Source organism: Dysgonomonas hofstadii (assembly GCF_014196915.1).
Taxonomy (GTDB): Bacteria; Bacteroidota; Bacteroidia; order Bacteroidales; family Dysgonomonadaceae; genus Dysgonomonas; species Dysgonomonas hofstadii.
The window spans coordinates 318,148-333,791 of sequence record NZ_JACIEP010000004.1 but is presented as its reverse complement, the minus strand read 5'-3'; the positions used below and the strand labels follow the sequence as shown (position 1 = coordinate 333,791).

At 40.4% G+C, this 15,644-nt stretch carries 8 protein-coding genes; 2 read left to right on the top strand and 6 right to left on the bottom strand.

What is annotated here, in order from left to right; all coding sequences use genetic code 11:
• Positions 1 to 271 precede the first annotated feature (271 nt).
• Both GGR21_RS07255 and GGR21_RS07250 read left to right on the top strand, forming a co-directional pair.
• Positions 272 to 1,627 (top strand): sigma-54-dependent transcriptional regulator, encoded by a 1,356-nt coding sequence (locus tag GGR21_RS07255; protein WP_183306535.1) that lies wholly within the window; start codon positions 272 to 274, stop codon positions 1,625 to 1,627.
• Positions 1,628 to 1,633: 6 nt separating this feature from the next.
• Positions 1,634 to 2,932 (top strand): sensor histidine kinase, encoded by a 1,299-nt coding sequence (locus tag GGR21_RS07250; RefSeq protein ID WP_183306534.1) that lies wholly within the window; start codon positions 1,634 to 1,636, stop codon positions 2,930 to 2,932.
• Positions 2,933 to 3,057: 125 nt separating this feature from the next.
• Here the strand turns inward: GGR21_RS07250 and GGR21_RS07245 are convergent, their stop codons facing one another.
• The 6 genes from GGR21_RS07245 to GGR21_RS07220 all read right to left on the bottom strand — a co-directional run bounded on the left by GGR21_RS07245 (position 3,058) and on the right by GGR21_RS07220 (position 15,514).
• A complete protein-coding gene (locus GGR21_RS07245) occupies positions 3,058 to 5,085 on the bottom strand; it encodes a RagB/SusD family nutrient uptake outer membrane protein (protein WP_183306533.1) in 2,028 nt (675 codons plus the stop codon).
• Between the two features lie 18 nt (positions 5,086 to 5,103).
• Positions 5,104 to 8,310: a SusC/RagA family TonB-linked outer membrane protein gene (locus GGR21_RS07240; protein WP_183306532.1), complete on the bottom strand. Its 3,207-nt coding sequence runs from the start codon at positions 8,308 to 8,310 to the stop codon at positions 5,104 to 5,106.
• A 130-nt stretch (positions 8,311 to 8,440) separates the two neighbouring features.
• Positions 8,441 to 10,303 carry an FAD-dependent oxidoreductase gene (locus GGR21_RS07235; protein ID WP_183306531.1) on the bottom strand — a complete coding sequence of 621 codons (1,863 nt, stop codon included), beginning with the start codon at positions 10,301 to 10,303 and terminating at the stop codon, positions 8,441 to 8,443.
• Between the two features lie 93 nt (positions 10,304 to 10,396).
• A complete protein-coding gene (locus GGR21_RS07230) occupies positions 10,397 to 11,500 on the bottom strand; it encodes a glycoside hydrolase family 88/105 protein (protein WP_183306530.1) in 1,104 nt (367 codons plus the stop codon).
• A gap of 99 nt (positions 11,501 to 11,599) precedes the next feature.
• Positions 11,600 to 12,745 carry a glycoside hydrolase family 130 protein gene (locus GGR21_RS07225; protein ID WP_183306529.1) on the bottom strand — a complete coding sequence of 382 codons (1,146 nt, stop codon included), beginning with the start codon at positions 12,743 to 12,745 and terminating at the stop codon, positions 11,600 to 11,602.
• A 45-nt stretch (positions 12,746 to 12,790) separates the two neighbouring features.
• Positions 12,791 to 15,514, bottom strand: coding sequence for a glycoside hydrolase family 2 protein (locus GGR21_RS07220; RefSeq protein WP_183306528.1), 2,724 nt, complete (start codon positions 15,512 to 15,514; stop codon positions 12,791 to 12,793).
• Between the last annotated feature and the right edge of the window lie 130 nt (positions 15,515 to 15,644).

The following is a 15,644-nucleotide window of genomic DNA, read 5'->3' as shown; positions in this document are numbered from 1 at the left end:
ATGTTGATTTTAAAATTCAGTAATTTTAGAATTTAAAGATGAAAGATAATAAGAGCAAAATATGTAAGGTTTGTCAGGTTTTAGTTAAACCACAGAGTAAACGGAGTCACACAGAGTTTTTATTTAAAAATCAGAAGTGTGGAAATCCTTTGTTAACTGATAACTGTTGACTGTTAACTGTAAATATGTGTCAACTTTGTCAACTTTTCGACTACTGATTCGCTTTAATTATAGGTAAATGGTTAACTTTATTTGTTGAAAGGATATATTTATGTTATTGATATGTGATGATGATGCAGCTATACGCTCATCTTTGATATTGGTATTCAAACGTGCAGGATATGAGACGGCCAGTGTTTCTTCTCCTAAAGAGGCCATCAATTTTGTGAAGGATACTGTTCCTGAACTTATATTGATGGACATGAATTACACGAAGGGAACCAGCGGTGAAGAAGGGTTGACACTACTGAAACAAGTAAAAATATATTGTCCCAATACACCTGTTATCCTGATAACAGCATGGGGCTCTATTAGTCTGGCGGTAAAAGGCATTCAGGCCGGAGCGTTCGATTTTGTCACAAAGCCATGGAATAATATGGCTTTGTTGAATACCATACAAACAGCTTTACAATTGCAGAACAATAAGGAAAACAGCAATATTACCTCCGGTTATCAGGAAAACGACATTCATTTTGATAAGATCATAGGTAAGTCACCCTTGTTACAGAATGTATTCAATACGATATCGCGTATAGCCAGAACAGATGCTTCCGTACTGATTACCGGAGAAAGTGGAACAGGTAAGGAACTGATTGCTGAAGCCATACACGAGAACAGTAACAGAAGTAAAAACCCCTTTATAAAAGTAAATCTCGGTGGCATATCCCAGTCTTTGTTCGAAAGTGAAATGTTCGGCCACAAAAAGGGTGCTTTCACAGATGCCCATTACGACAGGGTAGGACGTTTCGAACTGGCGAATAAAGGTTCTATCTTTCTGGACGAGATAGGCGATCTGGATGCAGCCTGCCAGGTGAAATTACTAAGGATTTTACAGGACAAGACGTTCGAATCGTTAGGAGACAGCAAGCAAAAACAAGCCGACGTAAGGGTTATCAGCGCAACTAACCGGAATCTGGCAGACATGGTTGTTAAAGGGACTTTCAGGGAAGACTTATTCTACCGTATCAACTTGATTACGATCAGGGTTCCGGCATTACGCGAACGGATTGATGATATACCGCTTCTTGTTGATTATTTTGCGAGGAAACAAGCAGAGATTAACGGACTAGGCAATATCGAGATCACATCTGAAGCCATATCTTTTCTTAAAAAATTGTCATATCCCGGGAATATAAGGGAATTGAAGAATCTGGTTGACAGGGTTATATTGGTTTCCGGTAAGCAGGTGATTGGCTATGATGACTTTAAGGGGCAATATATAGAGATTCCCGGAAATTCATCTATATCTTCAGATTCGGTTTATCCTCTGGATGAACTGGAGAAGAATATGATAATCAAAGCTATGGAATTATATAGCGGCAATCATTCGAAAGTAGCTACAGCCTTGGGCCTGACCAGACAAACTTTATACAGGAGACTGGAGAAGTATGGTATAAAATACGAATAGTATAATATGAAATCAAAGATCATCTTTTGGATACTTGCTGTTTTGGTATTTGGAAGTATCTTGTATATAGGTACTTTATTTTTTAATACCAACTTATATATATTCCTTATAATAGAAGGGATCGGTATATTATCCATATTTCTTTTCCTTAACCTCTATTACAGATTGATCAAACCGTACCAGATCATTCAGGACGGCATGGAACTGATCAAGAACCAGGACTTCTCAACCCGCATAAGACCAACATCGAGCAGCGAAGCGAACGAACTGATTGCGGTTTTCAACAGAATGATGGATCAGTTGAAAGATGAACGTTTGCAGGTAAGGGAAAAGAATCATTTTCTCGATCTGCTTATCAATGCTTCTCCTCAAGGCGTTATAATACTGGATTTTGATGAACACATAACTGGTATCAATCCTGCGGGAATGCGCTTATTGAATATAACCAACCTATCTGAAGTAATTGGTACGAAACTGACTGATTCCGGTATCAGTATCGCTACTGAATTAGCTGCATTAAAACCGGAAGAAGATATTGTGATCCGCAGTTCGGGAATTACCATGTATCGTTGTGTACGTTCATTTTTTCTGGACAGAGGATTTTCCCACCCCTTTATTTTAATTGAGGAACTAACACATGAGCTTCTCAAAATAGAGAAGAAATCATATGAGGGCATTATCCGCATGATGGCACATGAAGTGAATAACTCCGTAGGGGCGATTGGCGCTACACTGAATGTAATATCGGATATATTGCGGCAAAACGAATATAAGGAGTTAACAGATGTGATACCGGCTGTAGATGCTTCTTACGAGCGTAGCAGGCACTTAGGCCGCTTTATAAGTAATTTTGCAGAAGTAGTCAAGATACCAGAACCAGCTCTGGGAGATGCAGATCTGAACGAACTAGCGCGTTCTGTCGATGCTTTGACAAGGATAGAGTGCCAACGAAGGAATATCAGACTAGAATTAGAACTGGCAGAGCCTATAGAGCCGGTCAGCATAGACAGTATTCAATTTGAACAAGTGCTGGTGAATATTGTAAAAAATGCCTATGAAGCGATTGATAAAGATGGGATAATAAAGATAATCACACGTGGTAATCCCTTATCCATTACAGTAATGAATGACGGATGCGATATAACAGAAGAAGTTCGCCATAAACTCTTCACTCCGTTTTTTACCACCAAAACAGAAGGGCAAGGTATAGGTTTGATGTTTGTCAGGGAAGTACTGCTAAATCACAATTGCAAATTCGATCTTGACTCGAAAAATAACTGGACGAGCTTTGATATTTATTTTTAAAACCGCCTTTATCTGCTACGGATTTGTATAGGTCCATAAAAAATGAAGGAATCCCATTTTGAGACTCCTTCATTCACACTTAACCCTAAACCTATCCTAATTCTTATCCCGAATAGACAACAATCTTATTCTGTTTTATCTTCATCTGCTACTGCTTCCTGCCAGGTTTGCCATTTAGGAGTAGCAGGATCATAACCGTCATATCCATAATTCTGAGCCAGTTTCCCTTTGCTGTTGGCTGTGATAGAGGCATCAAAGATCGGCCAGTAAATATTCTTTTTATCCATAGTATAATTAGGATTGTTGTTGCCGGTAGCGGTGATACTTATAGGGCCTTTGTTATACATACCATACTTGGTAACACGCTGATACCAATAGCTTCCGCCATTAGGATCCGTACCCTCCTGTTTATCAAAATTATCGAGGCTGTAGGTATTACCCCATTCATCAGGTTTACCACTACGGGCAAGACACAATGACACACGGGTCAACTCTACATTACGCCATTCTTCCCAATACAACTCACGGGCGCGTTCGTCCATTATATCTCCAATGGTAACAGTACCATTGTAGAGTTCAGTACATTGCGCTCTTTTCCTCACTTCATTTACATCATCAGCTGCTCCGGTGGCATCACCTAAGTAAAATTTAGCTTCGGCCCGCAGTAAATATGCCTCAGCCAAACGGTAAAGATACCAGTCTGCATTACCTCCGGTAGTAGCTCCCTGAATACCGTCAGAACTCATTTTTGCTTTATTTACAGGGTCATCCAGATAAAACTTATAATGCGGGACATCGTACCAACGACGGATAGTGTCGCTACACAACAGTTTTCCGTTATCATCGTAAAGAGAAAGAGGTTTTCCAAACTCGGAAGATGCCGGATTATTTACCTTATAATCTTCCATACGCACCCAGTTCCCATTCGTTGAACTGTGACGCAAGTCTGTAGCATCCATCCTGCCATTAACCTTCCATAGTGTATGAGATTGGAAATAAGTGGGACGGAATGTAGAGACTCCACGTCCCATTGCCTGCGCATAGTCATATTGCTTATTATAACTGCTACTGGTCCGAATTGTATTTAACAATGCCCGTTTGCCATCCTTTGTTTGTACCTGGTCGTTAAAAAGGAAGGGATACAAAATACGCATTGTAACCATTTTAACAAATGCTTCCTGATCCGAACCACGGTTTACTATGCCTAAAATAACCTCTTTATTAGCAGGAATAAGTTTGTTCTCTGCACGATGCAAATCCCAGATTATATTACGGGTAATAGGCCATGTTTCAGGCTCTCCTCCTTCATTAAATGTCCCAAAACTGTTTTGCATTAACGAATAGCCTGACTGATCTATCAATATATCTGTCTGCTCTTTTGCTTTGCCATATTCACCTAATGCCAGATAGCATTTGGCCAGCAACATACGACAGGCTCCTTTATTCACCATGCCTATCAGGTTCATATCTTTCTGGTCAGGCACCCATTCCACGGCAAACTCCATATCCTGGGTTATCATTTCCAGAATGGCATCCCGCTTGGTACTACGGTAATTCTGCTTAGGTACTTCCGTAACCTTTGTGATCAATGGTACATCGCCAAACTGAAACACCAGATTCAGGTAGCGAAAGGCACGATGAAAATATGCCCTGCCCTTATACATATTCTTGGTGGCCTCGTCCAAAGACTCTACCCCATCTACATATTGGATGATTGTGTTAGCCTGCATAATGATATAATAGGTTTCGTGCCAAAAGTGCCAGATACTATTGGTCTGCAGCAATGAGTTGAATAATCTGTTTTCACCTTTATCATCAGTTATGCCTATACTGGTAGGAGTAAGCGCATTGGCCATATCACAAAGCATTTTAGCTCTATCGGTCGCTGAAGCAACCATTAAATCGGAAAAGATATATTCGGTTCCCATAGGTACTATTTCGCCATGATCTGCCGCATAATATAATTTCATATGACGGTCGCAAAATGCCATAACAGACATCAATCCAGCCTCGGTAGAAAATGTCTCGGAAGGTTCGTAAATAGATACAGGATCAGGTTTCAGAAAGTCGTCTGAACATCCACTTAGCAAGATGATGATGCCAATAAGTAAGGAAAGGCATCTATAATTCATTTTTTGTATCATCGTTTTCATAATTCCTTTTATTAGATGTTAAAAAGTTAAGTTCACTCCCAATGTATAGATGCGTGATGCCCAGGTTTCGGTTTCAGGATCACCATATTCCCATTCTTTTTCCCATGTGGCAACATTACGGACAGAACCAAATACTTTGACACGCTCCAGGTCATATTTTAAAGTCCATTTTTTAGGTAATACATATCCTATTGAAATATTTTCCAGACGAATAAACGAACGATCATATATTTTACCCGGAGCCACAGCTCCTGTTGGTCCTACCGCATCAATACGGGCATATTCATTGGTCGGATTGTCAATCGTCCAATACTCCTTCCCCGGAAGATTTACTATTCCATTAGCTAAACGGGCGCCATTATCATCATCGTTCAGATAATTAGTCGATAAGCTTTTGTGTCCCATATAAGAGTAGATATTGAACGAGACAGTAAGATCTTTCCACAATGTAAACTCGTTACGTAAAGACCAATGATAAGGCGGGCTTGTTTGCCCAAGTATCTCTTTATCATTGTTATTATATACAGGGGTAACAGACCCGTCATCGTTTACTTTGTCATCAGCGGTGTAGAGGTTGGCAACTTTCGGATCTCCAGGTCTTTGTCCGTACTTTGCAGCTTCTTCCACCTCGTTTTTTTGCCAAATACCTGTAACACGATAGTTCCAAATAGCACTGACAGGTTGTCCTATAAACCATCCATTTGTTTTATCATCCATTTCTGTTCCATTCTGATAGTCGTAATAAAGATGCTTAATCTCATTTTTGTTATATGAAAAACCAAGAGAGGTAGTCCACTTAAAATCTTCATTATCTATGTTCAGTGTATTTATCGAAATTTCTATACCGCTATTATTGACTTGCCCCAGATTGGTAGTAATATCAGCAAACCCGGTAAATTCGGGCAGACGCCGGGTCATAATCATATCGTGTGTTTTCATTTGATAATACTCTATATTTCCAGACAAACGATTGTTGAGAAAGCCAAAATCGAGTCCAAAATTCCATGACTCGGTTTTTTCCCACTGTAAAGCCGGATTTGCCATCCTGTCCACCATCAAGTAACGATAAAGCACCTGTTCTCCATCTTTGTCGATATAGCCATGCATTTTTCCCCCTCCGGCAGAAAGGTTAGCCAGTGCTAAATAAGGGCTGGATAATGACCGGTTGCCATTCTTCCCATAAGAGAAGCGTAATTTACCGTAATTCATAATCTCCTGCCATTTGAAAAACTTCTCATTCGTAAATGTCCATGCTGTTGCAATTGAAGGGAAAGTGGCATATGGATTGGATGAACCAAAAGCAGAATACCCGTCCCTGCGTACAGAAGCAGTAACCATATAGCGATCGTCGAAAGAATAAAATAAGCGGGCCAACAAAGCATCTCCTGTTTCATAACTGTCTGAAGTAGAAAAAGAACTATCTTCTTTGCTCCCATTCTGTGTATTATGAAAACCCAGAGCATCTGATGGTAAAATATTGCGGGCTTTGATGACGTCACTCCAATATTGACGTTCCTCAGCCTCCTGTACAAGTGTGAGTACTACATGATGCTTTTTATCGAAAACGTAATCCCAATTGATGGTATTGTTAAGTGACCAATCAAAACGCTTTGTATGCTCACGATCCACACCTCGATCACTTGCTGTAGAGTTTGGCAGATCTGCCGACATGAAATAACGGTTATAGTAGAACTGGTAGCGCGGCGCGGCATTAAATGAGTATGTAATATTGAACGGAAGTTTTACTTTCGCATTAAATATACTGTTTAGCACCGTATAACCTCTCTCCAGTTCCAGATATTGTTTCTGAAAATCATAGTTGTACCCCCTCCTACTGAAATTATCGTCCAGAGGATACTGTACGGGATTACCGTTTTCGTCGGCATAGTCAGCATAAGGACTATTTTCTAACAGGCTTCCCAATGTTAAGTCCACATTACCATCCGATCTGTCCTGAAAATTTACATTGGCACCAATCTGAAGCCATTTGGTAACCTCCATATCTACTTTCATGTTGGCACGTACAGCCTGATAATCATCACTTCTCAGCACACCCTGATTTTTTAAATAACCCATCGAAAAATAGTAATTAGCTTTCTCTCCGGCTCCACTTACGCTTGCATTGTAATCCTGATTGAAGCCTACCCTGAATGCATGATCCTTCCAATCTACAGTTTTGCCGGCAAGATAGTTTTCCAAAGCATTGCCTTTAAGTCCTAATCGTTTAGCCCATATACTTAAATCGGATTCATTGCCATCATTGACTGTATAAGCACGCCAGTCTTCGATAGAGACATTCGATGGCAATTTGTTGGGATTCATATGATATCCGGGCTGTGAAGCATTTGCTCCGGTTTGATATGCTTCATAAACTCCTGTCAGCGGATTTACCCCATAAGTACTCTTCACCAGCCAATCCTGAAGATGCTGCATATAGTCTTCCGGATTCCATCTTTCCCTGTTTGCGGTTAATTGTGACCAGCCAAAATTAGTTGTTACATTTATAGTAGGTTTTCCCTGCTGTCCTTTCTTTGTAGTAATGATGATAACACCATTAGCAGCCTTCGCTCCGTAAATCGCCGCGGCCGAAGCATCTTTCAGAATGTCTATTTGACCGATATCATCAGGATTGATCTCCGATAGTTCTCCGTAAAAAATCATTCCATCAAGGACAAGCAATGGGCTGTTGTGATTTCCTGAAGTATAAACCGAACGCTGCCCGCGTATCTCTAATGTTCCCCCTCCCTTAGCCGACGAATCGAAACCGACTTTCAAGCCGGGAGTTCCCCGCAAAATATCCTGAACCGTTTTCGGGTTTTCGATTGCAATATTATCAGGACGAATCTGGACGATAGAGCCTGTCAGGTCTTTTTTTCTCATGGTTCCGTATCCTACCACCACAACTTCATCCAAGTTCAAAGAGTTTTCTTCTATTGTAATTCTATACTCGGAATTTGCTGTTATCTGAACCTCTTTAGTAGCGTATCCAAGAAAAGATATTACAAGTGTCCCTTTCGCCGGAACATTTAACTTGAATACACCATCTACATCAGTCATTGTACCTAAAGTGGTACCTTTCACTGCAACTGTTGCTCCTATCACAGCTTCCTGATTACCATCAAGAACCACGCCTGTGATATTCTTATTTCCTGTTTGTGCATTTGCACAAATGCATAGGAACATGCTGCACAACATCAGCATGCAAAACTTAATTTTTGATATCATACAATAAGATTTAAGTTTAACTTATAGTTGTTTTAATTATCATATAACAGATTACATATATTCCAAAAGTTATAATTGTAGTCAGCGAATAGGGCTCACTATCAATTTCCTTGATATTCATCATCGAATATTATTCCTTTAGATCGGATAAAACTGACCTGATTATTTCCCTTTTAGTCTTCCCTCCACTCACAAGCTGTTTCCCGCTAAGTTTACTCCACAAAGTAGCCGTATTTTCATTTACCACTTCATCGAGACGTGCTTCCCAATCCGGGAAAAACCCTCTCAATGCCAATCGCTGAACTGTAACAAAATCGACATCGGTACTCTTTATATCCTTGAAATAAATTAAAGTAGCGCCATAGTTTAGCAGTTTTTCCTGGAGAATATTAGTCGGAATATCCCTTACTCTTTGCGAATTATCTATCGCCAATGCCGCCGCTATGCCCGCCGCTTCTCCGAGTGCCATCCAGCAAGGTTCCATCCGCAGAGTAGAAAAACCAACATGGCTGCCAGATACGGCTACGGGAAAGAGCAGATTATCTATTATTTTCGGTACCATTACACCATATGGAACTGTATAAACAGACGAAGGATGACTAAAAAAACCATCAAGATGTACACGTCCAGGCTCACGTTTGCGTACTGCATGCGAATCTAATGCATAGTGGCTGGCAGTAACAGATACAGAATGAACAGGCGGACGTCCTCCTTCTCTTAAAGGAAGAGCATCATTGGCCGTAAAAAAATATGTCCCTTCGAGACGTCTGCCTTCACGAACATAAACCTGACGTGGAAATCCATCATTATCAAGATATTCATCTTTGGCAAATCCCCACTCGCGACACGCTTCGCGAAAATGCAGAGGTAATTCTTCATCATTTTGGGCAAACCATAATAATCCGATCGTATATGATCTGAGCCTGTCGGCAAAACGATCGCGCCAATCCCATCCGGAGGTAGGCCAAGGCCAATTCTCTTCGGGTAAGTCGGTAGATATAAGAGCCAGATGTTGGTTGTTGGCATCAACCTTTCCATTAGGTAATTGAGTCATGCTGCTCAGCTTCCGTATTCCCCAAGGATCTCCTTGTATAGATGTACTTTTTCCTGCTAAAATATTCCTTCTGTTCTCCTCTATTTTAGTTTTGTCCACACGGCTAAAAAGTATGTCGGTATTGCGTCCGGTCAGCACATCGTCGATCAGCGAGACAAATTCTTCCCTGCTATAGTCCTTTGGCTTAGGTATTGGCATGCGATTATCGGGATTATTCGTCAGGCACAGACGATAGTTATATGCCTGTATTGCATTATCACCCTGATATGTTGTCCCGGCTTCGTCAGGGCCATGTTTCCACCAACGATAGATTTTGCCGGCACATGGTTCGTTATATTCATCCGCAGCTTCACGACCTAATTTGTATGGGACTCCCGCTGCGGCACCCAGATCTCCTTCATAAGTTGCATCTATAAATATTTTTGCCTTATAAAATTCCTCTTTGCCCGTTAATCTATTGAGAATACGAATAGATTCGATCTTATCTCCCATCTTAATCACATAACGAGGATCAGAATCAAATTGACGGGACGTTAGTATATCTATTTTACCGGGGCCTGCTTGTGCAATCATCCGGTCAAACGTATTAGCAGCTACGTGAGGCTCAAAGTGATATCCATCGCTACAATGGCGAACCTGAACAGATTCAGCTCCATACCGCTCTGCATAATATGCCTTATTTAATGCTACCAATTGACCGAACAATCCTGTTGTTGCCCCCCGAGTGCCAATATCGGTTGCTCCAAGCCCATTGACCGGAAGCCCTCCAATATGTTCCGTTCTCTCCAGAATAAGGCAATTCTTACCTTCTCGAGCTGCTGCAATAGCTGTCGTAATTCCAGCAGGAGTACCGCCTACTATTACAATATCGTAATCGGAGGCATAGGTGTTATATGCGATAGAAAGGACAAAAAACAATAAGACAGATAATCGTTTCATTAAAATTTCTTTTTATTCTATGTATACCTTGCGCAGGAAAAAGAGTCAAATTGTCTGCGCAGAAAAAAATACTTTAGAAAAGGTCTGCTAACCTTATTTTTCCATAAGAGCAACAGTGCACCACAAGTAAGGAGCCTGCCCGTGAAAGTCTCCTGCAAGGCGTGGACGATCGTAATAATACTGTTTGTCATTCTTTTTACCGGTACCAACACAAACCTCTGTTACATTGTTACGCTCATCAATATATGTAACTAATGCCAACCATGCTTTTCGTGCGGCCGGAGCATATTTTGCGGCATCTAACCATCCTTGTTTCACTCCTACAATAAATGCATAGGTGAACATAGCAGAACCGGATGTTTCGGCCCAACAATCAGATTTATCAATCAACTGATTCCACATTCCATTTGCACCCTGATATTTTAGCAAGCTTTCCATCATGGCGTGATAACCTTTCATTATACGCGAACGATCTTTATGATCTTGAGGCAAATAGCGCAATATATCGGTCATACCTACAGCCATCCAGCCGGCTCCACGTGCCCAATAGTAGGGAACATCCGGTGCATGATAGAAAAGGCCGTTGGGACGTTGTATCTCTTCCAGATAGAGTACCATCTCCTCGGCAGCGCGGTCGAGATATTTGGAGTCTCCTGTTACTTTATAAGCCTGCGCCTGCACAAAGGTTATCATATACATATCATCAATCCACAAACGCGTTTGCCATGAATGTCCTTTTTCTGACCAATGTCTTTCTTCCATTTTCGCATTTTCCGGTAGTTCCCACTGGCTATCGGCATATGCCATTCCCATATCCCGGTATCGTTTATCTTTTGTTATTTGATAAAGTTGCAGAGGCAAACCTCCGAACATATTGTAATCGACATGGTTCATCGGCGGCAACAAAGTTTTTTCTCTACCAAACAAAGGTTCAAATCTGTTTATTAAGAGTTTAGTAAGTTCCTGATCTTTTACCTGAACAGCATAACCGAGTGCACCTGTCCAACTGCATACTTCGGCATAATGGATATATCTTCCGGCATAGAGATCATGCCTGGCTCCCACGAAATGATATGCTAAACGTTTTCCAATTTCTTCAGGAGTAGAACCTTTAGGGAAATTGGTCAACACGTTATCCTGCGCGACTAAGAATTGAAATGGTAATAAAAAAAATAAGAAAAATAGTTTTTTACTCATGATACTGAATTTTGATTATAATTTTTTTGATTAAACTTAATATTCTGTTTATTATCGAGATAGTTTTATCGGGTTATTAATTTTATTTTAAGAAACTGTTTATTTATTCTTATAATCACATATTGCTACTCCGATTTGTGAATCGGCACATCCATAATAGAGATATAATTTTCCATGGAGATAGGCCAAACCTTGTATGAATACCGTTCCTTGTACATATTGCCCGCTCTTTTCATACGAAGCTTCCGGATAGAAAAAAGGCTTATCTAATCTGTCCAATACTTTGAATGGATCTTTGGCATCTAACAATATCTGTCCGGCACAATATGCCCCTGATGGATAACCGGGATCTCCTTTTCCATCTTTTTTCCCGTTTTTTCCGTTATACAGCAAGACAATCCCCTTACCGGTAAGTAAAGCCGGCGGGCCACACTCTGTAAACAGGCTATCGAAATGTCCGTCGCGAGGCTGTGCTATTATTTTCAGCTGATTATTATCGTCCAACACAGGTTCCCAATTGATCAAATCGTCAGAGGTAGCGGCATGTATCGCCCGTTCACCCCAATACATAAAGTATTTTCCATTGATTTTTTCAATAACAATCTTATCATTCTTTATTGTTGTAAGTATCGATGCCGATTTACAAAACAGCTCTTCGAACCGCCCCTTATATGCTTTTCCAAAAGCCAACCCATGCTTTTCCCAGTTTACAAGATCTCTTGAAGTAGCTACCGCTAAACGGGCAATTTTACGATTCCACGCTGTATAAAAAGCCACATATAATCCGTCTTCGGTCATTGCTACCCGAGGGTCTTCGCATCCTCCGGGATATTCGAGATCTTTAAATTTATCATCTGGAAACATGACAGGAGTCTTTCTCCTTTCCATCGTAATGCCATCTCTGCTTTCGGCATAACCAATACGGGAAGTGCGTTTTCCGATACCTTGTCCCGAATTATCTTCTGCCCGGTATAATACTACTATTTTACCATCTTTGACAATCGCCCCAGGATTGAATGTATCGCTTTCCTCCCATTTAACCTTGTTCTTACGCATTGGGCAATAAAACTCGTTTATGGTATCCGGCGAAATAACAGGAGAGTCTATTCCGGGACGAACAAACTCACCTAATGCCCATTCGGGCAACTTGTCTGGTTGTTCCGGTTCTGTTTGTTTCGCCCTTATACACGAACTGAATAGAAGAACAACAACAGATATACATAAAAAACAATAATATCTTTTCATGGAATTTATTTCTGGACTTAAAGAAACATTGAAGTAGATCTATATTTACCTTAGTCTTACTTTGAATTCTTGTCTTTCTATATTAAATCCCTTGATTACCAAATGATACTCATTTTCGGGAAGATTGCTCATATCTGTTTCTATTTTTATCTGCTCTGTCTCTCCGGGTAGCAAACTCATAAAATTGTTTGTATAGAACGAAGGGCGTACAGGATTACCTTTACCGTCGAGCCATTGTACCTGAGTGAAAAAAGAAAGGGTTTTCCCCGTGTTTTTCAAATTGAGATCGATAAAGTGCTTCCCTTCTTTTACTGATGTTGTATATTTTACAGCAACTTTAGTCTTTGCAAGTCTATTTATATCCTGAAATCCTGCCGTAGTAGGCCCGGTAAGAGTTTTACGACCTTCATATTTGTTATTCGAACGCCAATAAAAGTTACTTCCCACTTGTCGGTTTTTATCATCAAACAGTCTTAGTTTGATAAATTGCACAGAGGTAATATTATCCGGAAAATCAATCCTGAAAACATCATTAACCACTCCGTCTTCGGGCAGATTGACAGAAGCCTGTTTTGAAAATATTTTTCTCATATTCAAATCATATACATCTGCCGTAACCTTATAGTCATTAAATGATTGGTAATAATCATTTACAATTGACACTGTATTTTTCAGATAGTCGAACTGAGGGTGCAATGGTTCGCATGCGTTTTGTGCGGCATACAATGCGGCTGTCGGTTCCAACGACCAGTCCCACATACGTCCGCATACTTGACGTATAGGCGAATTGTGGTACCAATACAAGAATCCGGATGTATAGCGATCTCCATAGTTCAGTTTATTATAATTCCATACTTCCCATATACTCTTGTAGTTGAAGGCTCCTACAAATTGCCCTTTCATCGCAAACTCATCTATATTATTGGATAACCCGTATTCATTGGTCATATCGGTATACATAGACGACATGAGGTGGAAACCATTTCCATCAGAGTAATCCCATACCTCCTTATTGATAGGCCACAAGTCTTTTTCATCCATCATTTCACGCAAGCATTCAACCGTAGGAAGGCACGGTGCACCATATTCAGGGTTGAATCCGTCAACACGGCTCCCCCTGTCCGACGCTGTATTTTCATAGTGCGCCATAATATTTACCTGTTTGTAGGGACTGCCATCGTGTATTCCTTCGCTTTCCGATTCCATCTGATATCCCCGTGTACCATCCAAATAGTTAATCAAAGATCTTGTGTAGGGCATTTCACTGCTCTCATTTGAGGATACGTAATATGCAAGGCTCGCATGATTGCGAATTCTTTTCACGGTAGAGGCTACATTTGATAAATATAAACCTAAATCTCCGGGATGTTTGGTATCGCCGGTCATCCAAAACTCTTGCCAGACCAGTATTCCCAGTTCATCGCACAACTGGAAGAAATAATCGGATTCTGTTATGCCTCCTCCCCAAAAACGTATGAGGTTTATTCCCGATTGGGCTGAATATCTTAGTTCGGCATAAGTCCGTTCGTTTGATGTGCGAAGCATATTTTCGGGCAACCAGTTCGTTCCCCTGATAAATAAGGGCTTACCATTGATATAGAATGTTCTGGACTTATCAGGAGTATCTGTTGTAGAGGTTATTTCCCTTATTCCAAAGCGTGTGGAGATGGAGTCTGTTATTTCCCCGTCGATTTCCGTTTTTAATACCAAATCATATAATTCCTGCTTCCCTTTATTCACAGGCCACCACAACCGCGGATTATTTATGATGAGTTGAGGATACTCTTCGGGTGTAAACACCACTTCGCTTACCTCTTCCCTGAACATCGAAATCTCTTTTTCGAACCTGATATTTTCTCCTTTCATTTCGCCTATCACTTTTACTTTCTGCCGCCGGTTCTGCTGGAGATAATTAGGAAAAGCTACTTCTACCGAAATAGTTTGTCTTGAGACATTATACTCCGGCTTTTCCAATTCAGATTTTACAAATGGATGACGTAATATTGTTTTCCCTGTCGTGAAAATTGAAATATCTTTCCATATTCCGGTATTCCGGTCTCTTATACCATCCAGAAAAGTGAAATCCCAGCCTACAGTCATCAACTGTGTTACGTTTTTACCTATTTCACCATTTCCTCCATTTTGAAATTCTCCGGTTGCGCCAAAAGATTTTCCTCCTTTAGGTTTAATCGTCCCCGGAGTATCAATAGGATATACCTTTACTGCAAGAACATTCTCTTTGTCATAAACTACATTATCGGTAATATTAATCTGGTTTTGCACAAACATACCTGAAATATTACCTATCATACTTCCATTAAGCCATATTTCCGCACGATAGTTAATACCATCAACCTGCATCCAAACCTTTTTATTTATGAGCTGGTTTTTATCGAGATTAAACTCCGTACGAAACCAATATGTATAAAAATCCCGACCAACATGATACAAATCAGGAATTAAATTTGATTCCAGCTTGTTGTTCAGTCCATAATATGGCTCAGGATATACTTTATTATACACAAGTGAATTCAACACTGTTCCCGGGACTATGGCTGGCAACCAGTTGGTTGAGTTTATATTGCTTGTCGAAATGTCTTCTGCCCGGACATTCAATTCATCTGCCTTTTTCATCTTCCAGACAAACTTCCCTGCATGCCCGTCGACCGAAGTCAGAATGTAATTATAAGTACGCTCTTTCAGCACTTCTTGCGCAAAAAAAGTAATTGTAGTAAAAAAGAGAATAAAGATTAATAGCGTTTTTTTCATTCGTATTAAAAATATTATGGTACTTTAATGTCTTGGCAAATGTAGATTGATCTTACAAAATCGACATTCTCATTTCTGCCAAACATATCCTCTTTCTCACGATTTTAACATGAAGGACTATTTTGGCGGA

Coding starts and splice junctions, on each gene's coding strand:
- GGR21_RS07220 (WP_183306528.1), bottom strand. CDS start 15,514: ATGAAAAAAACGCTATTAATCTTTATTCTCTTTTTTACTACAATTACT.
- GGR21_RS07230 (WP_183306530.1), bottom strand. CDS start 11,500: ATGAGTAAAAAACTATTTTTCTTATTTTTTTTATTACCATTTCAATTC.
- GGR21_RS07225 (WP_183306529.1), bottom strand. CDS start 12,745: ATGAAAAGATATTATTGTTTTTTATGTATATCTGTTGTTGTTCTTCTA.
- GGR21_RS07255 (WP_183306535.1), top strand. CDS start 272: ATGTTATTGATATGTGATGATGATGCAGCTATACGCTCATCTTTGATA.
- GGR21_RS07245 (WP_183306533.1), bottom strand. CDS start 5,085: ATGAAAACGATGATACAAAAAATGAATTATAGATGCCTTTCCTTACTT.
- GGR21_RS07235 (WP_183306531.1), bottom strand. CDS start 10,303: ATGAAACGATTATCTGTCTTATTGTTTTTTGTCCTTTCTATCGCATAT.
- GGR21_RS07250 (WP_183306534.1), top strand. CDS start 1,634: ATGAAATCAAAGATCATCTTTTGGATACTTGCTGTTTTGGTATTTGGA.
- GGR21_RS07240 (WP_183306532.1), bottom strand. CDS start 8,310: ATGATATCAAAAATTAAGTTTTGCATGCTGATGTTGTGCAGCATGTTC.